This is a genomic window from Gemmatimonadaceae bacterium, from assembly GCA_020852815.1.
Classification (GTDB): Bacteria; Gemmatimonadota; Gemmatimonadetes; order Gemmatimonadales; family Gemmatimonadaceae; genus SCN-70-22.
In genome coordinates this window covers 130755-155388 of record JADZAN010000028.1, presented here as the reverse complement: position 1 = coordinate 155388, position 24634 = coordinate 130755, and the positions used below count along the sequence as shown (strand labels likewise).

The 24634-nt window shown below is 68.2% G+C and carries 16 protein-coding genes; 8 read left to right on the top strand and 8 right to left on the bottom strand.

The genetic code is table 11. The annotated features are described in order from the left end of the window. Positions 1-227: 227 nt before the first annotated feature. The 3 genes from IT359_15765 (at position 228) to IT359_15755 (ending at position 5259) form a co-directional block, all read left to right on the top strand. Complete coding sequence (locus tag IT359_15765) at positions 228-1514, top strand: aminotransferase class V-fold PLP-dependent enzyme (GenBank protein ID MCC6930443.1); 1287 nt, start codon at positions 228-230, stop codon at positions 1512-1514. A 210-nt stretch (positions 1515-1724) separates the two neighbouring features. Further along, on the top strand, positions 1725-4514 hold the full coding sequence (ppc, locus tag IT359_15760; GenBank protein ID MCC6930442.1) for a phosphoenolpyruvate carboxylase: 2790 nt from the start codon (positions 1725-1727) through the stop codon (positions 4512-4514). 235 nt (positions 4515-4749) lie between these two features. Next, the gene (locus IT359_15755; GenBank protein MCC6930441.1) at positions 4750-5259 is read left to right on the top strand and encodes a hypothetical protein; all 510 of its coding nucleotides are present in this window, start codon (positions 4750-4752) and stop codon (positions 5257-5259) included. On the opposite strand, the gene IT359_15750 is transcribed toward IT359_15755, so the two are convergent. The 6 genes from IT359_15750 to IT359_15725 all read right to left on the bottom strand — a co-directional run bounded on the left by IT359_15750 (position 5256) and on the right by IT359_15725 (position 14966). Further along, a complete protein-coding gene (locus tag IT359_15750) occupies positions 5256-5924 on the bottom strand; it encodes an RsmD family RNA methyltransferase (protein MCC6930440.1) in 669 nt (222 codons plus the stop codon). The genes IT359_15755 and IT359_15750 overlap by 4 nt on opposite strands. 10 nt (positions 5925-5934) lie before the next feature. After that, positions 5935-7395 carry an MmgE/PrpD family protein gene (locus IT359_15745; GenBank protein MCC6930439.1) on the bottom strand — a complete coding sequence of 487 codons (1461 nt, stop codon included), beginning with the start codon at positions 7393-7395 and terminating at the stop codon, positions 5935-5937. Positions 7396-7405: 10 nt separating this feature from the next. Beyond that, a complete protein-coding gene (locus tag IT359_15740; protein ID MCC6930438.1) occupies positions 7406-8143 on the bottom strand; it encodes a DUF1080 domain-containing protein in 738 nt (245 codons plus the stop codon). A gap of 3 nt (positions 8144-8146) precedes the next feature. Continuing rightward, positions 8147-10372, bottom strand: a complete 2226-nt coding sequence (locus tag IT359_15735; GenBank protein ID MCC6930437.1) for a penicillin acylase family protein — start codon at positions 10370-10372, stop codon at positions 8147-8149. Between the two features lie 98 nt (positions 10373-10470). Then, the gene (locus tag IT359_15730) at positions 10471-14076 is read right to left on the bottom strand and encodes an ABC transporter permease (protein ID MCC6930436.1); all 3606 of its coding nucleotides are present in this window, start codon (positions 14074-14076) and stop codon (positions 10471-10473) included. Further along, entirely contained in the window at positions 14073-14966 is an 894-nt protein-coding gene (locus IT359_15725) for an ATP-binding cassette domain-containing protein (protein MCC6930435.1), read from the bottom strand. The genes IT359_15730 and IT359_15725 overlap by 4 nt, the downstream gene beginning before the upstream one ends. 163 nt (positions 14967-15129) lie before the next feature. Here IT359_15725 and IT359_15720 point away from each other — a divergent pair, with 163 nt between their 5' ends. From IT359_15720 to IT359_15705, 4 genes are all read left to right on the top strand, one after another. Further along, positions 15130-16872: an amidohydrolase gene (locus IT359_15720; GenBank protein MCC6930434.1), complete on the top strand. Its 1743-nt coding sequence runs from the start codon at positions 15130-15132 to the stop codon at positions 16870-16872. 157 nt (positions 16873-17029) lie between these two features. Further along, complete coding sequence (locus tag IT359_15715) at positions 17030-17416, top strand: hypothetical protein (protein MCC6930433.1); 387 nt, start codon at positions 17030-17032, stop codon at positions 17414-17416. A gap of 24 nt (positions 17417-17440) precedes the next feature. Further along, entirely contained in the window at positions 17441-18868 is a 1428-nt protein-coding gene (locus IT359_15710) for an MATE family efflux transporter (protein ID MCC6930432.1), read from the top strand. A gap of 60 nt (positions 18869-18928) precedes the next feature. After that, positions 18929-19909: an SH3 domain-containing protein gene (locus tag IT359_15705; GenBank protein ID MCC6930431.1), complete on the top strand. Its 981-nt coding sequence runs from the start codon at positions 18929-18931 to the stop codon at positions 19907-19909. Between the two features lie 30 nt (positions 19910-19939). On the opposite strand, the gene IT359_15700 is transcribed toward IT359_15705, so the two are convergent. Then, on the bottom strand, positions 19940-22567 hold the full coding sequence (locus tag IT359_15700; GenBank protein ID MCC6930430.1) for a carbohydrate binding family 9 domain-containing protein: 2628 nt from the start codon (positions 22565-22567) through the stop codon (positions 19940-19942). A 184-nt stretch (positions 22568-22751) separates the two neighbouring features. Here IT359_15700 and IT359_15695 point away from each other — a divergent pair, with 184 nt between their 5' ends. Further along, complete coding sequence (locus IT359_15695) at positions 22752-24011, top strand: amidohydrolase family protein (GenBank protein ID MCC6930429.1); 1260 nt, start codon at positions 22752-22754, stop codon at positions 24009-24011. Between the two features lie 19 nt (positions 24012-24030). On the opposite strand, the gene IT359_15690 is transcribed toward IT359_15695, so the two are convergent. After that, entirely contained in the window at positions 24031-24504 is a 474-nt protein-coding gene (locus IT359_15690) for an isoprenylcysteine carboxylmethyltransferase family protein (GenBank protein MCC6930428.1), read from the bottom strand. Between the last annotated feature and the right edge of the window lie 130 nt (positions 24505-24634).

The following is a 24634-nucleotide window of genomic DNA, read 5'->3' as shown; positions in this document are numbered from 1 at the left end:
GGCTGGAACGAGTGGAGCGGAACGCGCCGTGCCTTGCCCTGGCGCAGCGGTGGGACTGCTCGAAGATACGAAGGGTGCGCCGGGGCCGTGCCGGGCGAGACGATGACGCGCGCATGGCGGCGGCGGACGCGGGCGTACAGCTTGAGGCGGTAGTGGGGCCGAGGGGTCGCGAGCGACCCCTGCATCGGCCACACCTCCGCACTGCATCCCCGTCGCTCCAACCTGGAATGTCGCAACCCGGTTCATCTCGTCGTGAGTTCCTGCGCAGCGTTGGCGTTACCTCGGCCGCGCTCATGGCGCCGATTCCGCTCGCCGAGGCGATGTCGCTTGAGGGACATGTGGCTCCTCGCGGCGTTCCGGCGCTCGGCGGATCGCACGACGGCGCGTCGCGCGGGCTCGCGCTCGCCCCCAACGACTTTCTCTTCGAGCCCGGACTCACCTACCTGCAGACCGGTTCCCTGGGCCCCACGCCGCGCCCGGTGATGGAGAAGGCGCTCGGCGCGTGGACTACCCTCGAGAGCAATCCGGCGGCGCAGGGCTACGGCCCGCTGGAACAGGCGCTGGATGACGTGCGCGCCAAGGCCGCCACCTTTCTCGGGTGCAAGACCGAGGAGATGATCCTCACCAACTGCACCACCGAAGGAATGAACTGGATCGCCCAGGGCTTGGGGCTCGCCCCGGGTGATCGCGTCCTCACTACCGACCAGGAGCATCCCGGCGGACGCGTGTGCTGGGACTATGCCGTTCGCAAGTTCGGCATCGGGCTCGACGTCGTCCCGATTGCACCCGGTGAGACTGACACGCAGGCGATCGTCCTTCGCTTCCTGCGCGCCATCACGCCGAATACCAAGGTCCTCTCCTTCTCGCACCTGCTCAGCTCCACCGGGCTACGGATGCCTGTCGCCGAACTATCGCAACTGGCGCGTGAACACGGGTGCCTGGCGGTGGTGGACGGGGCGCAGGCGGTCGGTGCCATTGCGGTCAACCTCAAGGCGCTCGGATGCCACGCGTACGCCACGAGCGGGCACAAGTGGCTGCTGGCGCCCAAGGGGACCGGGCTGCTCTACCTGAGCGAGGAGGTTGGCGCACGGATCGACCCGGTGGCGCTGCAGAGCGGGCGTGCGGGCTACTCGGCCTCGTCAGGCGTTTCGTCCATCCCGAGCGTGATCGGGCTGGGAGCGGCGATCGACTACCTCACCACCATCGGGATGGCGAAGGTCGAGGCGCACAACCTGGCACTGCGCGCACGGCTGCACGCCGCGCTTGGATCGCTGCCGCAGGTAACGATCGTGAGCGGCGGAGCGGGCCCCACCGCCTCGCCACTGTTGAGCTATCGTCTTCCCGATGCGGTGAAAGCCGGCGACCTGCACGCGCGGTTGCGGACAAAGCACCGCGTGGAAGTGAAGGTGGTGCCGGGCAACTGGTTCAACGGCCAGCGCATCTCGACACACCTGTTCAACACCGAGCAGGACGTCGACGCGCTCCTTCGCGCGCTGGCGGCGGAACTTCGTTAGGCGCTGGCGGGCTTGACGGCACGCCGTCGGGCTCTGTCGGCAGATGTGGAAAACTCGTCAGGCGGCGAGCGGCGAGGATTGGCGCGTCGGCCTAACGGTGGCCAAAGGGGCGAACCCTCGGTTTGGAGAGCCGGCCGAGTCTCGCGGCCGGCGTCATTCGTCCGTCGCCAAGTATTGATATAACAACACGTTGCGCCCCCGGTCGCAAACATGCGTACTCCCATGGAAAGGGCTGCGCTCGCCGCAGAAAAGAACCGTCCGCTCATGGAGGACATCCGCCTCCTGGGGCGCATCCTGGGCGACGTCATCCGCGAACAGGATGGAACGGAGGCGTACGAACTCGTCGAGCGCGTGCGCCAACTCTCCGTTGCCTATCGCCTCAAGAGCGATGCAGCGGCGGGCGCTTCGCTCGACTCGATTCTCCGCAACCTCACCAACGACGAGACCGTCAGCGTCATTCGCGCCTTCTCCTTCTTTTCGCACCTGGCCAACATCGCCGAAGACCGTCATTTCGTGCGCCGCCGGCTGCACCACGAGCGGCAGGGGGACGTGCAGGAAGGGTCGCTGGCGATGACATTCCGCCGACTGCGGGGGGCCGGCGTCGCGAATGACCGCGTGGCCCGAATGCTCCAGTCGGCCTGCATCTCGCCGGTGCTCACGGCGCATCCCACCGAGGTGCAACGGCAGAGCATCCTGGCAGCCGAGCGTACCATTGCCGAGCTGGTCGCGCAGCGCGAATCGCTCCTCACGGCTCGCGACCGCGCCGACAACGAGCTTCGGCTCAAGGGGTGCGTGACGCAGCTCTGGCAGACGCGCATCCTCCGGCTGACGCGCCTAACGGTTGCCGATGAGATCGAGAACGCGCTGCAGTACTACCACGCCACCTTCCTGCGCGAGGTTCCGCGGATGTACCGCGCGCTGGAGGAGCTGATGCCGGGAGAGGCGATCCCGACCTTCTTTCGCATGGGGAACTGGATTGGCGGCGACCGCGACGGCAATCCCTTCGTCACGTCCGAGACGCTGCAGCGCGCCTTCGAGCGCCAGGGTCAGACGGCCATTGGTTGGTACCTGGACGAGGTGCATGCGCTGGGCGCCGAGCTGTCGATGTCGACGCTCCTGACCGAGGTGACGCCTGCGCTGCAGGCGCTGGCCGACCGATCCGGCGACGCCAGCGCGCATCGTTCCGACGAGCCCTACCGTCGCGCCCTGATCGGGATGTATGCGCGCCTGGCCGCCACGCTCACCGCGCTCACCGGGGCGGTGGCGCTGCGACAGGCGGTCGCCGCCGCCGAGCCCTACGACAGCGCCGACCAGTTCCTCACCGACCTGCAGGCCATCGAGGCGTCGTTGCGCGCGCATCACGCCGATCCGGTCGTTCCATTGCGGCTGGCGCCGCTCGTCCGGGCGGTGCAGGTCTTCGGCTTCCACCTGGCGACGGTGGACCTGCGCCAGAGCTCGGACCGCCACGAGGCGACGCTGGCGGAGCTGCTGCGCGTGGCCGCGCTGCACGACGACTACGCCGCGTTAGGCGAGCCGGCGCGCCGCGCCCTGCTCATGCGCTGCCTCAACGACGCGCGCGGCCTCCGCGTGCGTGGCGCGCCCTACAGCGAGTCGACCGTCGGCGAGCTGGCGATCTTCGAGACCGCGATGGCGATGCGCGCGCGCTTCGGACGTGCGGCGCTGCGCCAGTACATTATCTCCCACACCGAGGACGTGAGCGACCTCCTCGAGGTCCTGCTCCTGTTCAAGGAGGCGGGGCTCCTGCACGGGACGCTCGGGGGCGGGGCGCGGACCGATGTCATCGTCGTCCCGCTCTTCGAGACCATCGGCGACCTGCAACGCTCGCCGGCCATCATGCGCGACTTCTACGAACTTCCCGGCATCGCGGCGATGATGCGCGCCTCGGGAAGCGAGCAGGAGGTCATGCTCGGCTACTCCGACAGCAACAAGGACGGCGGGACCTTCACCTCCAACTGGGAGCTGTACAAGGCCGAGACCGACCTCGCCGCGCTCTTTCGCGACGGTGAGGCAACACGCGGCATCACGCTACGCCTGTTCCATGGGCGTGGCGGGACCGTGGGGCGTGGCGGCGGCCCGAGCTACGAGGCCATCCTGGCGCAGCCACCAGGAACGGTGAACGGGCAGTTGCGGCTGACGGAGCAGGGGGAGATCATCGCCTCCAAGTACGCCAACCCGGACATCGGACGTCGCAACCTGGAAACGCTCGTCGCCGCCACGCTGGAGGCGACGCTGCTGCCGCCGGCGCGCGCCCTCCCGCGCAGCTTTCGCGACGCGGCCGAGCAGGTCAGCGCGGCGTCGTTTGCCGCGTATCGCGCGCTGGTGTACGAGACGCCCGGCTTTGCCGACTACTTCTTCAGCGCCACCCCCATTCGCGAGATCGCGGAACTCAACATCGGGTCGCGCCCGTCGTCGCGCAAAGCATCGCGCGCCATCGACGATCTGCGCGCCATTCCGTGGGTCTTCTCCTGGGGACAGTGCCGCGTCGCGCTCCCCGGATGGTGCGGCTTCGGTTCCGGCGTTGCCACCTTCCTCGATGCTGACCCCGCGCGGCGCGAGAAGCGCCTTGCCCTCCTGCGCCGCATGTACGCGCGGTGGCCCTTCTTCCGCACGCTCCTCTCCAACCTCGACATGGTCCTTGCCAAGACCGACCTGGGCATCGCCCGCCGCTACGTGGAGTTGGTGGAGGATCGCGCGCTCGGCGAGCGCATCTTCGCGCGCATCGAGGGCGAGTGGCGCCGCGCCGGCGAGATGCTCGCCCTCATTACCGGCGAGGCAACGCGCCTCGCCTCCAATCCCGCGCTCGCCCGCTCCATCGAGCATCGCTTCTCATACATCGATCCGCTCAACCACCTGCAGGTGGAGCTCATGCGCCGCTATCGCCTTGGCGAGTCGACAGGTGCAATTCTCCCCGACCGCGTGAAGCGCGGCATCCATCTCTCCATCAACGGCGTGGCGGCCGGGCTGCGCAACACCGGCTAGGCGAGGCGCTACCCCACGGCGCATGACCACCGCTGGTTTGGGGTCCACGCCGATCCCGCCGCCCACGCCGTAACGGAGTGAACCGCACGCGTGACGCGGTGTGGCGATCGTCACACGCGCGGGATGGGAAAGCTCTCATCCGCGCGACGGAGAGCGGTACGCGTTGCGTCCGCGACCGTCAGTGCGCCGCTCGATGGTGACGTGAACGGTGTTGCACACGTCATCTGGACGACTCATGCGATATACCAACGTCGACCGCACCATCACACTCGTCCACACGCCGGGAATGCACTGGATTCTCGGCGGGCTGTTCATCGCGGTTGGCATCGTCGCGATGGTGGCGTCGCTGGCCGTGTCGCCCGACGTGGGGGGGAGCGTGGCGATGGAGCGCCTGGGCGGGGCAACCGCGGGATTCGTGGCCCTGGTCGCCGGGACGTGGGTCTGCTGGCGATCCCCGCGCACGCAGGCGGTGCTTGACCAGGCCTCAGGGCTGTGGCGCATCGAGCGTTTGGGGATTGGCGTCCGCGAGACGATCGAGTTTCCGGTCGACGTGGTCGACGCCGTGGAACTCGACCATGCCAAGGACGATGAGGGGGGCGACATCTATCGTCCGGCGTTGCGCCTGCGCGATGGGCGCCTGGTGCTCCTGTCCCCGGTCTGGCTGCATCACGGGCCACAGCACGTGGCGCAGCAGTTGGCGCGGGCCATCGATCGCCCGCTGACGCGCCCCGCGCTTCCGCGTTAGGCGCGCGGCGGCCGGCGCGGGGAGCGCGACGTCCGAGACGGGCGCGTTGGGCGCGAGGGGCGCGAGGGGCGCGAGCTCTCCTCGAGTGTCCACGGAAGGGGGACCACGCGCGCCACGGGGCGCGGCGCGTCGGGCAGCGCCAGCGACGCCGCATCGCGATAGATGGTGAAGCAGGTCAGTCCCGACGTGATCGATGAGTGCCCCGACGGAAGGATGTGCGTCAGGGCGTGCTCCACCGCCAGGATGCGCGCGAAGCGCTTCTCCTCCCACAGGCGGATGATCCAGTCGAGCTGCTTCGACTCATACGGCGGGTCGCAGAAGGCGAGGTCGTAGCGCCCTTCCTCGAGCGCAAGCGTGAAGTGGATGGCATCGTGCTTGAAGGTGCGCGTGCGCCCCTTGAGCTTGAAGCGATTGACGTTGCTCTTGAGCGCCCACAGCGACGTGGGGCGCCACTCGACGAAGTCGCACGACGCGGCGCCGCGCGAAATGGCCTCGATGCCGAGCGCGCCGGTTCCGGCGTACAGGTCAAGGACGCGCGCCTCGGCAAGCTCCGGCTCCAGCAGATCAAGCAACGCCCCGCGCATGTGCTCGGCCGTTGGGCGCACGTGCCGATCGGCCGGCGAGGTGAGGTCGCGCCCTGCAAACTTGCCGCCGACGATTCTCATGGTGTACCCCCTAGCTGCGCCGTGCCGCCGTCGCGAGCTCCGCCGCGCTGGCAAGCGTGTCGACCTTCCAGCATCGCTCCATCACGCGACGCGACTGCGCCACCGGAATCACGCCCTCGGCGAGGGCGAGGAACTTGGCCTCGAGGTCGGCGTCGGACATGGGGCGCTCGACACTTCCCACCACGTGCTCGATGAACTGCTCGAGCGTGCGTCCGTCCCTGAGGGTGATGGTGGCCCGCACCTGCTCCTCCTTGATGGACGGATCGGCCGTCGCCGTCACCCGGTCGCGCAACGCGACGATGCGCGGGTCGCGTGCGTTCACGGTGCTGAAATCGTGGATCCCCGCCGAACCCTTCGCAATGGCCAGCGCCGCCGCGAAGTAGACGGAGAACTTGCTCTCCAGCCCTGTCTGCGGCGTCTTCTTCCCGGTGAGCTCGAGCACGAGCGGATGGACGCGCAGGTCGATGCGCTCCACCTGCTCCGGCGTGAGGCGGTGGGCGTTGCGCAGCTGGATGCAGGCGTCGATGGCCGGGTGAATGACGATACCACAGGCAAACGGCTTGTAGGTGTTGAGCAGCAGCTCGTAGCGGCTCCCCAGTTCCCCGGTGATCTCCCGATAGTCCTGCTTGGTGCTGGTGACGTTGGCCCATCCGCACTTCCCCTCGAGCCCCACCTCGGTGCTGGTGAAGCCCTTGGATGCGAGGAGCGCGGCGGTGAGCCCGTTCTGCGCGGCGCGTCCCGGATGGAACGGCTTGGTCATGGAGCCGAACATCTCGCGCAATCCCACCGGCTGCGTCGCCGCCAGCCCCAACGCCCATGTCATCTGTTGCTCGTTGAGGGCGAGCAGCTTGCCGCACGCCGCCGCCGCCCCGAAGACGCCGGCCGTCCCCGTGATGTGCCAGCCGCGATCGTAATGATCAGGATAGACCGCGTTGCCGATGCGGCACTCGACCTCGATACCTTGCACCATCGCATTCAGGAAGTCACGCCCCGAGACCGGGCGATACTCGGCAAGCGCCAGGAGGGCCGACAGCACGGGGCCGCCGGGGTGGATCACCGTCTTGAGGTGCGTGTCGTCGTAGTCATGCACGTGCGACGCGATCCCGTTGAGCAGCGCGGCGTGCAGCAGATCCACGCGCTCGCTTCGGCCGAGCAGGGAAGCCTGCGCCGCACCGAAAAAGGGCGAGAGCGCGGCGATGGCGGTATCGACCGTTTCGTGCCGCGACCCGCCAATCGCGCATCCGGTCCAGTTGAGCAGGGTGCGGCGCGCTTCCTGGCGCACCGCGTCGGGAAGCGTGTCGTACGAGGCGCCAACCACGTGGCGCGCCAGTGTGCGCGTGACGCCGTCGGCGCTCAACAGCGCGTGGACGCGCGCCACCGGCTCGGCGTGCGCGGCGCCGGCGGCCGCCCCGGTCGCGAGGCTCGCCGCCACCACCGAACCCAGGAACTCGCGTCGATCGAGCGATGACATGGCGGTCGGGTCAGGGAGCCTTGGCAGACAGCGCACTGATCGGCGTGAGGCGCAGCATGCGGAACTCCACGGGAGTGCCCTCCGACTGCACGGCGATCTGTCCCTGACGGGCGGTGGCGTTGGTGCCGTGGTTCACCAACGTCCCGTTGACCCAGACCTTCACCTCGCCGCCGAGTGCCTCGATGACCATGCGATTCCACTCGCCTAACGGCTTCTCGGCGCCGTCGGTGAGGTTCACGATGCGACGCCCCTTTCCCTCGGTGATTCCCCATTCGCTCCTGGGGCCGCGCCGCTTGACCATGTCGGGGACGGTGATGTCTTCCACGATGCACCAGAAGTCGCCGGCGTTCCCGCTCTCCATCTGCACCTCGACAGACTTGGGGAACATCCGGTACAGCGCGCGCGGCGTGGAGGCGTGGATGAGCACCCCCGCATTCCCCGGTTTGCCCGGGAAGCGGTACTCCACTTCCAGCCGATAGTCGCGATAGCTCGCATCGGTGATGAGGTGCCCCTGCGGCTCGCCTAACGTGGCCAGCATCCCGTGGCGAACGACGAACGGGTTGGGCGCCCTGGGGTTGCTGTCGAGCGCGGGGACGTCGACGTGCCAGCCGCCCAGGTCCTTGCCGTTGAAGATCGAGCGCGTCGTCCCCTGGGCACGCGCGGGCGACGCGATGGCGGCGCACGCCAGCACGGCGCTGGCCAGCACGCCGCCCGCGCGGACGGCGGCTTCGAGTCTGAGGCGGCGCATGGCCTACTGTCCGGGCTTGTAGGTCTTCTCGGTGTGTCCTTGCAGCTGCGACGGGTAGAAGTATACCGGGCGCAGGTTGCCGGCGGCATAGCGCTCCGCCTGGTCGTTGAAGTGCTTGTTCTTCGGGTTACCGTTCACGCCACCGGCGGTGATGGCGATGGCGCGCACGCTGTCGCCGAACTCCGCCGCGGCCACGAACGAGTTGCCATTGGTGCCGTACCACTTCTTTGTCCCCGGATAGGGGCGCGCACCGAACGAGGCGAGCGAGCCCCAGCGCGACGACGTGAACGGGACCGGGATGCTCGCCGCGCTGTCGGCAAACGGCTGCACGATGTCGCCAGTGCGACGCTGGAAGCGGTTGATGTCGCCCCATGCAGTCTTCCACGTCCCGAAGTCCGCGGTGAGCGAATCGACGGCGGCGCCGAGCCCGGCGAGCTTCTGCGCGCCGGTGAGCTTCCTCGCGATGTAGTCGTACACCGACATGTCCTCGCTCTCGGCGTCGGCGCGCGACATGCGCCACACTTCCTCGCCCCAGTACACGGCCAGCGAGGTCGGGACCGAGGTCGCACCCCAGCGATAGTCCCACGCGCGCAACTGCGCCATGGGCTCGGCGAGCTTCTGCTTGAGCGGCGAGCCCGCCGGCGCGGCGTCATACGCCCTCACCAGCCCGGGGATCAGGTCGGCGAAGGCCGGGAGGTACGAGTCGAAGGCGGCGTCGCGCAGCGTCTCGAGCGTGAAGTCCTTCTTGTCCTTGAGGACCATCACCGCGTGCACGCCGCGCGGATTCTCCGGGTAGGTCTCCATGTAGCGCGGGTAGTCCTTCTGCTTCGGGCTGTTGGGGCCCGCGGCGGAGAAGGGCCAGTTGTTCGTGTTCTGCACCCACCCGCTGGGCGGGTTGAAGACGTTCGGGCTCTCGTCGACGCTGTGCACCCCCTTCCACTCGGCGGCCGGGTTGCTGCCATCCACCGGCTTTTCCCAGTTGAGCCTGGGGTCGCGCTTCTGCACGTGGTTGGCGTGGAAGTAGGCGATGTTCCCGTCGGCGTCGGCAAAGAGCGTGTTGTTGGACGAGTTCGTGTGCAGGTCCATCACCTTCCTGAACTCGGCCAGGTTCTTCGTCTTGGTGCGCGCGTACGACTGCGTGAGCGCCGTGAGCGGCTCGTTCATCATGTTGAAGGCGATCCACTTCCCGTCCTTCTCGCGCACGATGGGGCCATGGTGCGTGCGGTAGACGGTGAAGTCCTTGGTGGCGGGGCCGGCCGCATCCTTGTAGGTGAGCGTGATCGTCGCCGTCGTCACGGGGCGCTGCTCGTTCCCGTACTCGTAGGTGATCGTGTCACCGTTCTTGAGGATTGTCTCCGCCCACTCGTCGGTGACGTCGGCGCCGCTGGAGGTGTGCATCCACCCCGCCTTCTCGTTGAAGCCCTGATAGATGAAGAACTGCCCCCAGGTGATGGCGCCGTAGGCGTTGAGCCCCTCATCACTCGTCATCTGCGCTTCCTCGCGGAAGAAGAACGAGGTGTGCGGGTTGATCCACAGCAGCGCCTTCTTCGAGGCACTGTTGGACGGGGCGATGGCGAAGCCGTTGGAGCCCGAAGGCTCGCGCTCGACGCGATCCTCGAGCGCCGCCAGCTGCATATCGTGCGCGGGGAGTGCGGCGCTCTTTCGCGTCGTATCGCCCTTGCCGTAGAACGCTTGCAGCTCCCGAAGCGAGATGTCCTCGATGTCGCCCCCAATGCTCCCTTCGCTGAACGAGAGCGCCATCCACGGTTCCCAGTGCGTAATGACGCGCGGCTTCACCTCGGGATGCTTCGCCAGGTAATAGTTGAGTCCATCGGCCCAGGCGTCCATCAGCGACTTGAGCCACGGCTCGGCGCGCGCGTACTGCGCCCTGAGCGTGTCGGCATCGATGAAGAGGCGCTGGCGCAGGTCGCGATACAGCGCCGTCTCGCCTTCTGCCTCGGCCAACCGGCCGAGCGAGACGAGATAGTTGGTCTCCACACGGTTGAAGTCGTCCTCGGCCTGGGCGTAGATGACGCCGAAGACCGCGTCGGCGTCCGACTTCCCCTTCACGTGGGGAATGCCCCAGTCGTCGCGCGTGATGGTGACTGCCTGGGCGTGTGCCTCCATGCGTGCCATGTCGGCGCCGGAGACGGAGGGCGACGAGCCGGAGTCGGAACCCCGGGAGCAGGCGAGCGCCGCCGCCGCGAGGATGAGGAGGTACTTCTTCATGAAAGGGCGGAGCGAGGAGGAAGGCAGCATGGGCCCGGCGCCCGCTGACGATGGACGTCCGGTCGAATGGTTGAATTACGCGTGGCGCCGGGCGATCGCTACCCCTTGGTCACCTTCGCCTCCGCGAGCTTCCGACGGAGCATCAGGAGGCGCACGTCGGGATCGACGACGACCTTCTCCGGCTCGAACGGCGAGCGCAGCGTCACCGACAGCGAGTCCCTGGCGCCAACGGTCACGCGGGTGATGGCCTGCTGGTAGCCGGGCGCCGGCGTCCCGGTGGTGTCGTTGGCATAGCGCTCGCCGCGCGTGACGGCGATGTCGATTGGCATGCGCGCGTTTCCCACGTTGCGAATGAGCGCCGTCGTCTCCCAGTCGCCGCCAGCTGCAGCGCGCCGTGTGGTCGCGCGCGGTACCTGGTACTCCAGCACCGACACGGTGTCGAACCACTGCCGCAGGAAGTCGTCGTACGCGGCGGTATCCGGGGTGTAGGCGCGCAGGTGCGCGGTCAGGTCCTGGAGTGCGGCGTGGTCCTCGCTGCCGCGGAACTTCGCGATGAACTCCTTCATGCCGCGTGTCGCGTTGTCGCGCCCCATGCGCTCGGCGAGCATCCAGAAGGTCCATCCCGCCTTCTCGTAGGTGACGACTCCGTCGCCGGCCTTGGAGCCATCGACGAGATAGAGTTTGCGCTCGGCGTCGGCGCGGCGCCCGTCTGCCCAGCGCGACTCCAGCCCCTTGCGCAGCTCCAGCCCGCCCCGGAACCCCTTCACCTGTTCGACGAGGAGCATCGTGGAGAAGTGCGACATTCCTTCGCTCAGCAGGTTGGCGCCGGGGCCGTAGCCCGGTTGCAGCATGTTGCCCCACCACTGGTGCGCGATCTCGTGCGCCGTCACCATGAACGCGGGGTTGGTGCGCGCGTCGTTCTTGGTGAGGAAACCAATTCCTTCGGAGAAGGTGATGTTGGTGGGAAAGCCCTGTGCGTAGCCGGCAAGGTTCGGGAACTCGGTGACCTTGAGGAGCTTCCACGGAAAGGTGCCGAACCACTCGCCGTACCAGCGCCGCGCGCTGTTCAGCGCCAGCATCATCTCGTCGATGTTGTACGGATGTTGGGCGTTGTAGTAGAGCGCCGTTCCTTCGCCGCGTCGTTCGAGCAGCGCGCCGGCCACGACGTTGAACGACATCACCGGCGTCTCGGTGATCCACGTCGCCGTGCGGCGCCCGTCGATCACGGTGCTGCTCACCAGCTCGCCGACACCGTTTGCCACCCAGCCCGCCGGGACGGTGATGCGCGTGCGCACGGTCATCGGCAACTGGCTGCCGAACAGCGAGCGCGTGGTCCCGACGTACCAGTCCTCAGGGTACTGCCGGGGTTCGAACGTGTTGTCCTCGTCGGTTCCCAGGTCGGGCACGTAGCCTAACATGGGAAACCAGCTGGGGCCGAATGCGGTCATGACCACGGCCGACGGGACGATGAACTCCGGCGCGCCGCCACTCCCCTTCGAAGGCGCCGATACATCACCGTTGTAGGAGAAGCCGATGCGCACCGAATCGTGCGGGGCGAGCGGCCGCGCGAGGCGAAAGACGTAGAGGCGCGTCGACGTATCTGGACGCACCGAGTCGCCATCGATGGTCCAGCGGGCATTCGTCCAGCGGCCCACGGTCATCGCGAGGCTTCGCAGCGTGGTGTCGCGATGATTCATCACGAGGTACGATCCCTTCACCCTGAACCGGCGCGCGGCGGGTTCGATCTCGATGTCGACGTCGGCCGCCTTGAGCCAGGGGAAATACGCCTCGCGCCAGGTGGCGAGGTTCTTCTTCCAGTAGTCCTTTCCCGCCTTCTCGGCGACGGCGCCGTCCGGGCCGAGTTGGACCGCGCGGAAGGTGAGCGCCGCCAGCAGCGCCGGCGCCACGAGCCACGGGGCCGCGCCACGCAGCGCACGCGCCAGCCCGCGCCAGGAGAAGACGCGCAACACTGCCAACGGATCGCGCGCGGTGCGCGGATACGTCGCCACCGCCAGGCGCCAGAACGCCACCGCGACCGACAGCCACAACAGGCGGTTGAGGACAATCGCCTGTCGGTCGAACTCCAGCGGGCCGATGTCGGTCCACTTGATCCCGCTCCACAGCGCCCAGTTGCTCAACCACGTGATGCGGTCGGTGAGGTCGGCCCATAGGGTGAGCCCCAGTGCGCCCAGCGCGAGGGCGTAGGTGGTATACCGGTTGCGCGTCACGCACCACACGGCAACGCAGAAGCAGCTGAAGGCCAGGAAGGTGGGGAGGAAGAGCAGCCCCCACAGGATGGCAAACGGCGTCAAGGAGAATGGGACGCGACCCTGCACGAGGATGAGCACCGCGGCCCCCATCATGGAGGCGACGGCCACCACGAGCCACACGATGCCTAACGCCAGGAGTTTGCCCAGGAGGAGCGCCCCGGTCCTGACCGGCAGGGTGTCCTGGATGGCGTTGAGGCGCGTGGCGCGCTCGCGCTCCATGCTCTCCACGCCGTAGAACACGAGGAGGAGCGAGACATACACCGCCATGAGCTGCGCCTGCGACGACGCGAGCTGCCCGGGGGTGAGGAGGAGCGGGGTGTCGAACGCGCCCAGGGCAACCGAGGCGCCGTTCACGATCGTGACGACGATGAGCGGGACAAAGAGGTAGAGCCCTGCCCGCGAGGCGAGTTCGCGCCCCTCGGCACGGGCACCGCCAAATGCGGTAGCCACCGCGCCTAACGGCTCCCGCACCATTTGCAGCGTCGAGAGCAGGCGCGTGCTCGCCGGCGGCGGCGCCGCCGGAGCGGCCGGCGCCGCCAGCGCTGCCTGTACCTGCTGCGCCGTGACGCGGTGCGAGGTGCGCGCCGTGGCGGTGAAGCGCCGGATGCCTGACCACGCTGCCACCACCGCGAGCCCCGACCAGAAGAGGCGATTGGCCACGATGAGCGTGTCCCACCCGACGGGCTGCGAGTTGTAGTATGTCGCCCCCCGGTCAACCTCGAGATACGTCTCGTTGAGCCAGCGCACCGCCGCCGGGTCGAGGAACATCAGCAGGCGATTGGTCGACTCGGGAAGCCAGGAGGGCGACCAGTTCCAGAGGAGGAACGCGCCGAGCATCAGCATTGCGATCGGAACCACGAAGACGAGGATCGCCCGGCGCGTCCCCGTTCCCACACCGAACGCAACGCCCGCCGCGAAGACAATGCTCGGCACCGCGATCACCAGCGCCGGCACCAGGTAGTTGGAGAGCGCGAACGGTCCCCGCGCCTCGATCATGTCGGCGTTGGGGACCAACGACAGGAAGACGACCAGGCATGCGATGTGGAGGACGAGAACGACCAGGAACGCCGCCGTCACGCCAGCAAACTTCCCCCACGCATACTCCACCGGACGCAGCGGCGTCGACATCAGCACCTCGAGCACCCGCGACTCGTCGTCGCGGATCACCGACAGGCCGGCCGCCGCCGACACGAAGAAGGTGTAGAACATGAAGACGAAGACGGCCATCACTTGCGTGATGGCGAACTGCGACGTGAGGAAGACGCGCTTCCCGCCCACCGACGCATCGCCAGAGCCGATGGCCACCCCCACCACCCCTTCGGAGAGCCCCCAGCTCAGGAGGAAGAGGAGGACGATCAACGTCCACACCATCGGGCGTCGCAGCGTGAGGTGAAACTCGTCACGCGCGACGATGAGCAGGCGGCTGGCACTCATGCCGCGCGCCCCGCGTCCGTGGCGCCGCCACGCATGAGGAGGAAGTACGCGTCCTCGAGCGTTCCCACCACCGGTTCGAACCCATCCGGGCACACCCCGCTCTCCTCGAAGATGCGCACGCGGTTGCGCCCCTCGACAAGCACCGCCTGCGTCACGCGGCGCGTGGCGCGCACTTGCTCCAGTTGCTCCGGTGACACGTCGCCCTCGAACACCTTCCCCGCCAGCTGCGCTCTCGCCTCGTGCGGCGAGGTGAGCGCCACCACCTGGCCGCCGCGGATGATGGCAAAACGGCGGCAGAGCACCGCGACATCCTCGACGATGTGCGTCGAGAGGAGCACGGTGCGATCCTGCGCCAGCTCGGCCAGCAACCGGTAGAAGCGCAGGCGCTCCTCGGGATCGAGCCCCGCCGTCGGTTCGTCCACGATGACCAACGTCGGATTGCCGGCAATGGCCTGGGCAATGCCGAGCCGCTGGCGCATGCCCCCCGAGTAGTCCTTCACCTTGCGCCTGGCGGCATGCGCGAGGTTCACGCGCTCCAGCAGCTCGCCCGCCAGCGCCGCCACGCCGCGAGCTCCGGTCACCCCCTTGAGCCGCAGCAGGTACTCGAGCATTCCCTGCCCGCTCAGGTGCGGAAAGAAGCCGAAGTCCTGCGGCAGGTACCCCAGCGAGGCACGCAGCGCGTCGGGGTTGGCGAGCGTGTCCATGCCGTCGAGCGAGACCGATCCCGACGTTGGCTCGAGGGCACCAGCCAGGATCCGCATGAACGTCGTCTTCCCCGCGCCGTTTGGGCCGAGGAGGCCGAACATCCCGCTCGGAATGTCGAGGGAGATACCCTGCAGGGCAGCGACCGGACCGGGATACACCTTCACGAGGTTGCGAACGGAGAGCATGTCGACGGAAGGAGATGCGGGGAGACAGGGAGCGGCGGGCGCCCCAAACTCTCGCGCGCGTGGTGCGGTGGCTAGGGTTGGAGCGGGCCGCCGCGCCAGGCTCCCCCCTCGCCAGTTGGTCCCACCGGTGCGAGCTTCGCGTCTCCTCCCTTCGGAGCCCGTCATGGCGCGTGACCTCACACGCAAGGAGTTTCTCTCGCTGTCGGCGCTCCTGGCCGGCGCCACCGCGCTTCCGCGCCGCGCGCTCGCCTGGCCCGCGCGCGCCACGCCGGCACGCGCCCCGCTGCAGGCACGGGGGAGCGGCGTGGAAGCCGATCGCATCGTCGTGAACGCGCGCGTCCTCACCAGCGACCCGTCGCAGCCACGCGCCGAGGCGTTCGCGGTGAAGGACGGGAAGTTCCTCGCCGTCGGGCGCAACGACGACATCCGCAACGTGGCCACCGCGCGCACGCAGGTGCTGGACGCGAAGGGGATGACGGTCACGCCCGGCTTCATCGACGCGCACTGCCACCCGGGCGGGGTCAACGAGCTGTTCGAGGTGAACGGCGACCTGCGCAGCATCGCCGCGCTCAAGGCGGCGCTGGCGGCCAAGGCGGCCCGGACGCCGGCCGGGCAGTGGGTCAACGCCTACATGTTCGACGACACCAAGCTGGAGGATGAGCGCCCGCTGCACCGGCGCGACCTCGACGAGGCGGTGCCCAACCACCCGGTGTCGGTGAACCATCGCGGCGGCCATACGAGCTGGTACAACAGCACCGCATTGCGGCTGGCGGGCATCACGCGCGACACGCCCGATCCGTCGCACGGCCGCTTCTTCCGCGACGCCAACGGCGAGCCGAACGGGCGCGTGGCAGAACTGGCGCGCGCCGTCTTCGACAGCGTCGGCACGCGCGAACGCTTCACGCCCGCGCAGCTGCGCGAGCGCGCCCGCCAGGGCATGCGCCACATGTCACGCCTCTTCGCCGCCGCCGGACTCACCTCCGTCCACCACCTCTGGGCCGACGGCGAGGACCTGCAGGCGTACGAGGACATCCGCGCCGACGGCGAGCTGCGACACCGCGCCTACCTCATGGTCTCGTCAGGCGAGCCGTATCGTCGCCTGCGCGATGCCCGCATACGCACCGGTTTCGGCGACGAATGGATTCGCATTGGCGGGGTCAAGTACGCCGCCGACGGCTCGGCGTCGGAACGCACCATGCGCATGAGCACCCCGTACGTCGGGACAAACGACCACGGCATCCTCACCATGACGCAGGCCGACATCCACGACGCCGTCGACGACGCACACACCAACGGCTGGCAGGTGGGGATCCACGCCAACGGCGATGTCACGATCGACATGGTCCTCACCGCCTACGAACGCGCGCTGGCGCGCTGGCCGCACCCCGACCGCCGTCACCGCATCGAGCACTGTTCGCTCGTGAACCCCGAGCTGCTGCGACGCATCAAGTCCACCGGGTCGATTCCCACCCCGTTCTGGACCTACATCTATTACCATGGCGAGAAGTGGGGCGCGTACGGCGACGAGAAGATGCGCTGGATGTTCGCCCACCGATCGTTCCTCGACATGGGGATCGTCGTCCCGGGGGCGTCGGACTACGGCCCTGGCCCCTTCGAGCCGCTGATGGCGCTGCAGAGCATGGTGACCCGTCGCGACTATCGCGCGCGTGAATGGGGGGCCAACCAGAAGGTCACCGTCGATGAGGCGCTGCGCATCGCGACGATCCATGGCGCGCACGCGTCGTACGAGGAGTCGACCAAGGGATCCATCACCGCCGGGAAGTGGGGCGACTTCGTGGTGCTGGAGAACGATCCGCACGACGTCGATCCCACCACCATCAAGGACATTCGCGTCGTGGAGACATCGGTCGCGGGGCGCGCGGTCCATGCGATCTCGAGCGGCTAGCGGCGCCTGGCTGCGACGTCTCGTCCCGCGCGCGACCATTCATGGGTGGGGCCTGTAGTGGATGGCCTGTAGTGCGCACTCCGTACACGCGGTTAGCATTCCCGGGCACGACTCACCGCCGTTGCTGCGCCCGATTCACCTTTGCACGCCTCATGTCATGACGCGCCTTCGCTTCCTCCTCGCCCTCGTTGCCTTCCTGTTCGCCGGTACCGTTCCCGACTCGATCGCGGCGCAGGCCAAGGCGATCGATGTTACCGGCAAGTGGTCGTTTGCCGTCACCACCGAGAACGGGACCGGCTACCCGACCGTGACGCTCAAGCAGGAGGGGGAGAAAGTCACCGGGACGTATGAGTCGCAGCGCCTGGGGTCGCGCGCCGTGGAAGGGACGGTGAAGGGCGACACCATCAAGTTCGCGATGAAGGGGGCCGATGGGATGCCCGACTTCGAGTTCAGCGGCGTCCTGGTCGACAAGGACAACATGAAGGGGACGCTCGAGATGGGCGGCATGGGGAGCGCCACCTTCACCGGCAAGCGCGCGCAGTAACGGTCGGCTGGCGCCCCCCTCCTCATGAGCGCACCGTCGACCTCCGCGGCTCGCGGAAAGGACGCCTTTGACCGTGGCATCGTCGAGGGGCCGCTGCTTCCCGCGGTTTGGCGCATCGCCTGGCCCACCATGCTGCAGAATGTCATTGGTGGGTTGCAGGGGGTCATCGACCACGCGCTCGTTGGGCACTTTGTCGGCTACGCCGGCAACGCCGCCATCGGCGTCTCGCTCCAGATCTACCTGGTGGTCATCGCCTTCATCTCGTCGCTCTTCATCGGGATGAGCGTGCTGGTGGCGCGCTTTGCCGGTGCGCGCGACGTGGAGCGCGTCAACCGCACGGTGCTGCAGGCGTTCCTGGTGGCGGTCGGGCTCTCGCTCGGCGTGCTGGCTCCCATCGGGTATTTCGCGGCGCCGCACCTCCTCTCGCTGGTGAACGCCGCCCCCAACGTGCGCGCCGAGGCGCTGCCGTTCCTGCGCATCATGTTCGTCTTTGGTGTGGGGATGCTCCTCTTCTACATGGTGGGCGGGGCGCTGCGCTCCGCGGGCGACGCCCGCACGCCGCTGCGGTTAGGCATCGCGCTCACCGCGCTCAACATCACGTTCAACGTCATCCTCATCCAGGGGCTCGGCCCCATTCCCGCTTTCGGGACCAAGGGCGCGGCGATGGGTACGGCGATTGCCACGGGGAGCATTGCCCTCTACTCGGCGTACAAGCTCTGGAGCGGGACGTGGGTGGTGCGCTTTCCGCGCGGCGAGGGGTTCCGGATCGAGTGGGACATCGTGCGCGCGCTGTTCCGCTTTGGCTTGCCCAGCGGCGTGCAGGGGGTGGCGATGAACGTGGGCGGCGTGATGCTCCTTGGCTTCATCGGATCGTTAGCCGTGAGCGGGCAGGCGCAGGCCGCGTACGCCGTGGCGTACACCGAGCTCTTCTCGTTCATCACGTGGACCGCCACCGGTCTCACGGGGGCGGTGGCGACCGTTGCGGGGCAGAGCCTCGGCTCCGGCGATGCGGATCGCGCCGAACGATCGGCCTTCGAGGCCGCGCGCATCGCCGCGGTGGGGGCGTCGCTCATCGGCCTCCTCTTCGTCCTCATCCCGCGACAGTTGCTCGGCATGTTCGGCATGAACGACCCGGAGGTCGTGGCGCTGGGAGTACAGTTGCTGCGCTACCTGAGCATCTCGGGCGTCTTCATCGCCGTGGCACTCACGTACACCGGCGGGTTGCAGGGGACGGGCGACACGCGTTCGCCGCTCTACATCTCCATCGTGTCGCAGATCCTGATCCCGCTGGGGATCTGTTGGGTGGTGCAGCGCGTCTCGACGCTCGACCCGTGGGACATCTGGCGCGCGATCCTGGCCGGCCACGTGACGCGTTGCGTGCTCTCGATCTGGCGCTTCCGCCAGGGGCGCTGGCGCAACATCACCGTCGACATCCGTCCGTCGCACGCCTGACGGGTCGGCAAATGCCCGAGGCCGCTTGCTGGCGGCTGGCGCGCCGTGCAGTGTCCCGCCATGCAAACACGCTTTGGGTTCACGCTGATGACCCTCGCCGAGTTCGAGGGCTGGATCGCGCGGCTGCAACTCGCGCGCACGGTGCTCACGCTGCAGCAGCACCATACGTGGTCGCCGAACTATCGGTCGTTCTCCGGGGGCAACCACTTCGAGCTGCAGCAGGGGATGAAGCACCATCACGTGGTGAACAATGGCTGGGGCGACATCGGGCAGCACTTCACCACCTTTCCCGATGGGATGGTGATGACGGGGCGATCGCTGGAGCAAACGCCGGCGTGCATCAAGGGGAACAACGCCAACGCCATCTGCGTGGAGCACCTGGGCAACTTCGACACCGGGCGTGACCGGATGTCGCCGGCGCATCGCGACACGATCATCCGGTTCAGCGCCGCGGTATGCAAGCGCTTCGCGATCCCCGTCAACGCCGATCGCGTGGTGTACCATCACTGGTTTCACCTGGACACCGGCGCACGCACCAACGGCGCGGGGAACACCAAGACGTGTCCGGGGACCGCCTTCTTTGGCGGCAACATGGTGGAGAACGCGCAGCGCTCGTTCTATCCGCTCGTGCGCAATGCCATGCCGGGGCGGGCTGCGCCACCGCAACCGCCGGCGGGGATGACGTATGGCAGCGTCAACTCGCCAACGCTCAACGTGCGTTCCGGTCCCGGCACCTCGTTCGACAAGGTGAACACGGTGCGGCTGGGGAGCGTGCTGCGCGTTTTCGAGTCGCGCGACGGGTGGGTGAAGATCTCGGCGGGGCGCGACGAGTGGGTATCGGAGCGCTTCGTCACGCCGGTGGTGCGGGCCACGGTTCGCAGCGACACGCTCAACGTGCGCAACGGTCCCGCGGCCACCTTCACCAAGCTCGCGTGGTTGAGCAAGGGGCAGGAGGTCTTCGTGCACGAGCGACAGGACGGGTGGTGCCGCATCGGCTCCGAGCAGCGGTGGGTCAAGGAGGAGTTCCTCACCCTGGCCTGACTCACGCCTGGACAGTTGCAGCCGCCGAGCCTAACGATCGAACCAGTAGGCGAGCTTGACGAGGAAGGTGTTGTCCGGGTGCAGGGCAAAGAGGTCGCGATAGTCGCGCCCCCACGACTGCCGTCGCCCCGTGTCCGAGTCGTCCTGGCGTCCCTGCGTCCAGACGAGGAAGAGCGTCGAGCCCGGGCGGTATTCCCACCGGATGACCGTGTTGGTGCGCAGCTGCGTGTAGCGGAACGACGACGTGGCGCCGGAGGGTGGGAGGTACGCGCGAAACCGATCGTCGTAGCTCTCGGCGCCGGGGGTGCCGCTCACCTCGCGCACGTTGTCATAGCTCCCCGACGAGGCGAACGGCTCGCCGTAGAACTCGAAGGTCAGGTTGGGCGTCGCGGTGTAGTTCACCCGGGTGCTCATCGAGACCGTGCGCTGGTCGAGGTGCGCAAAGGTGTAGTGCGTGCCCCCCTGCGTGTCGACGAAGTTCCCGTACCACTGCGTGTTGTCGTGCTGCTGCGAGTGATTGAGCTGCAGCCCGGCCTGCAGCCGCGTGGAGACACGCAGGTTGAGGTATGGCGAGAGCGACGTGCCGTACGACTTCCCTTCGTCGGTGAGACGCATGTTGACCCACAGCCCCCCCGACACGGTACGGCGGCTATCGGTATTGACGCCGCCCCACGGGTAGAAGCCGGCCGATTGGCGCAGGACCGGCCCTCCTCGGGTGCACCGGTCGCAATAGCTCGGCGTGAGCCCGGCGAAGGTGCCGCCCAGGTGCACGTCCCAGTTGTTGTTGAGCCCCATGTGCCCGTTCATGTTCACGGCGTTGTCCAGCCGCGTGCCCGACGTGTTCCACCGCTCCCAATGGTTGATGTTGAGCTGCGCCCAGCGATAGATGCCGCGTGCATTGCGGAAGGAGAGCGCGGCCCAGCTGCTCCAGTCGGTGATGTCGGCGCGGCGCAGGAAGCCAATGTCGTTCACCTCGAAGCCCGGCGACTGCCTGACGAGTGACGTCTCGAAGCGTGTGATCCCGCCGCCGTACTTCCCGAACTTGAGCTGCTCGGCGTGCCCGCCGAGCGAGGTGCGCGACGAGTCCACCGTGAGCTCGTCGCCCGGTTGCTGGTAGTAGTGCACGGGGCTGCGCTGCGTGCGCCACATCGCCTCGCGCGAACCGGCAACGCGCGAGGCGGTGACCTGCGCGTTGAACTCGTACTCGCCGTTGTGGAATCGGCTGCGGGCCGTCGCGCCACCCGCGTAGGCGCTGGCGTGCAGGAAGGGAGCGCTCCCGCCGTCGAGCGAACGATTCACCGCCGTGCCGATGAGCGAGACCCCGGCGTTCCCGCCGCGCAGGTCCTGCTGCGCGCGCAGCACGGCGTAGTTTGTGCGCGGCTCCACCACGCGCGCCTGCGCCCCACTCACCTGCTCGGTGACCGCCTCGAGCAGGCCAAAGGCGAGCCCGCCCCTGGTGCGCCCGGTAAGCTTGGCGGCGGCGGCGATCGGCGTCGACGTGGGCGTGCTCGCGTCGCCATAGGTGTCGCGCAGCACGGGCGAGCGGCCAATACGGCGCGAGTAGAAGAGCCCCTCGTTGGTGCTGCAGTCGACCACGATGTAGCAGTTGAGCTGGAACTGGTACAGCCCGGTCCCCTCGACAAAGAAGGGGCGGCGTTCGCTCTGGAAGACCTCGAAGGCCGAGAGGTTGAGGACCGCCGGGTCGGCCTCGACCTGGCCAAAGTCCGGGTTCACGGTGGCGTCGAGCGTGATGTTGGGGGTGATCCCGAACTTGAGGTCGCCCCCGATCTCGACGTCCTGTCCGCGCGCGTACGGGTCGTTAGGCTTCACGCGCTGGAGGTTCTTGGTCACGATGTATGGCGTGACTTCGAGGCGGCGGGCGCTGGTGATCCCGGCGAGCCCAGTCAGCCGCCCCAGCTGCGAGACGAGCCCGTTGCGCGTGGGGACGTACGCCGGCCACGCCACCCGCTCGCGATACCGCTCGATGTCGCGCCAGATGCCGAAGCCGAATGTGTGCTCGCTGGCCGGGGCGTAGCGCAGCTGTGAGAGCGGAATGCGATACTCGGCCGTCCATCCCAACGAGTCGATCGTCGTCGCTACGTCCCAGATCCCGTTCCACGAATCGTCTTCGTCGGTGTCGTTGCTCATCGCGAAGTCGCGCTTGACCCCGTCAGGGTTCACCGCCAGCTCGTAGCCCGTGCGCTTGTCGTCGTACGAGTCGATGAGGAGCTTGACCTGGTCCGACGGACCGCGCACGTCGCGCCGCGACAACGCGTGCATGATGCTGTCGGGGTGCGGATCGAACATGCGCACGAAGACGTAGAGATTCCGCGCATCGAAGGCGACCTGGAACTCCGTCCTGAAGCGGGCTTCGGCGTCGACCTTGGGTTCGAATTGCCGGAAGTCGGAGACGCGCGGCGCGGCGAGCCATACCGCGTCATCGCCCACGCCATCTATACGAAGCGGTTGCACGGTGCGCACCGCGATGGCCGATGAAACACTCGCGTCGCGCGCACTGCCGCGCCCCCTGGACGTGACCTCCGCGGGCGAAGCGTCGCGGATGGTTGGCGACTGCGCCAACGCGCCCGCCGCGACAGCGCCAAGCGCGGCGACGGCGCCAAGCGCGGCGACGGCAACGGCAGTAGAGAGAGACTTCATGGCGATTACTCCACGATCGGGCGACCGCGGTTGGACACACGAAGGCGCTGGTTGGTTGGACCTGCTTGCAGGGCCCGGTGCGCGACCCCATCCTCCTGCGCGCACCGGCTCGTCCCGCTGGGACGAGACGCCGCGCCCTCGCCCCTCGAGACGCGTTGCACCTGACGCCCCTACCACCGGTCCCATGTCGCTTCGCCACATCGCCGCCACAGCGGTCGTCCTCTTCGGTTGCGGCGCGCTTGCCATCTCCCCGCGACACGCTGCGGCGCAATCGCAGGAAACGACGCGCGCCTTCACGGGGGTGCGCCTGATCGATGGCACCGATCGCCCTCCCGTCCCGAATGCGACCATCGTCGTGAGAAACGGACGCATCATTGCCGCGGGGCCGGCGGCGCGCGTTGCGGTGCCGGCTGGCGCGCAGCGAATCGCGCTCGACGGCAAGGTCGTGATCCCGGGTTTGGTCAACGCGCACGGACACGTGAACGGCGCGCGCGACCTGGAGACGTATGCCGCCTACGGCGTCACGACCGTGTACTCGCTCGGTGGAGAGCCGGCCGATGTCTTTGCGGCGCGGCGCTCGCAGGACACACCGACGCTGGCGCGCTCCCGCGTCTACCTGGCGGGGCCGGTGATCACCGCCACGACGCCTGACGAGGCGCGCGCGCAGGTGGCGGCCGTCGCGGCGCAGCACGTGGACATCGCCAAGATCCGCGTCGACGACAACCTGGGGACGACGACGAAGATGCCGGCCGAGGTCGCGCGCGCCGTGATCGACGAGTCGCACAAGCACGAATTGCGCCTGGCGGCTCACCTCTTCTACCTCGGCGATGCCAAGGCGCTCCTCGCGGACGGCGCCGACCTCGTGGCCCACAGCATTCGCGACGCGGACGTGGACGCCGAGGTCATCGCCCAGCTCAAGCAGCGACAGGTGTGCGTGAGCCCGACCCTCATGCGCGAGGTGTCGACCTTTGTCTACGAGTCCACCCCCGACTTCTTCCGCGACTCGCTCTTCCTCACGCACGCCAACCGCGCGTGGATGGCCACGGTGCAGGAGCCGGCGCGGCAGGAGGCGATGCGCCGCAGCCCGGCGGCGCATCGCTACAAGGCGGCGCTCGCAGTCGCCAGCCGCAACCTGAAGACGCTGTCCGATGCAGGGGTGACCATCGCCATGGGAACCGACACCGGCCCGGTGGGGCGCTTCCAGGGCTACTTCGAGCTGATGGAGCTGGAACTCATGGCACAGGCGGGGCTGACTCCCCGGCAGGTGCTCACCGCCGCCACGCGCGACGCCGCGCGCTGCATGCAGCTCGATCGCGACCTGGGGACGCTCGAGGCGGGGAAGTGGGGCGACTTCATCGTCCTGGACGCCGACCCGATGGCCAACATCTCCAACGTGCGGCGCATCCACTCCGTGTGGATCGCCGGGAACAAGGTCGCGCGTTAGGCGCTCGCGCGTCTCGCCGTCATATCCAACGTCGCACCCGGCGGCAGTAGTCCAGGTATGGCTCGCCGAAGCGCTCGGCGAGGTGCCGCTCCTCACGCGGTATCACCAGCGCATTCATCACGAAGAGGATCACGGGGAGAAAGGCGAGCGGCCACGCCGAGTTCATGAGCGCGGACCCGCCCAGGTACAGAAGCGTCATCCCGACGTACATCGGGTTGCGCGTCAGTCGATACGGACCATCGGTCACGAGGGCGGATACGGGATGCCACGGAAGCGGGGAGGTGCCCGAGCGCCGCATGGCGCGGAGCGCGGGGATGCCGACCAGACCCAAGGCGACGAGGATCACACCGGCAACGAGTGACACCGCGCCCGGAAGAAACGGGAAGGGGCGCCACCGGTGGAGCACGTAGCCACCCAGTAGCGGGAGCGCGTAGAGAAGCGGTGGCGGGAAGGGGGGAACCGGGCCCCGTTCGGCGAAAGCGTCGGATGTCATCGGTGGCGCGCGGAACGTGGCGAGGGAAAGGGGTTGCGGCCGGCTGATGTGACCCGCGGGTCGGGTGTCGGGTGGCCGGGCGCAGGACGCGGGATTACGATGCAGCGCGCGACGCCGACCTGTCCACCCT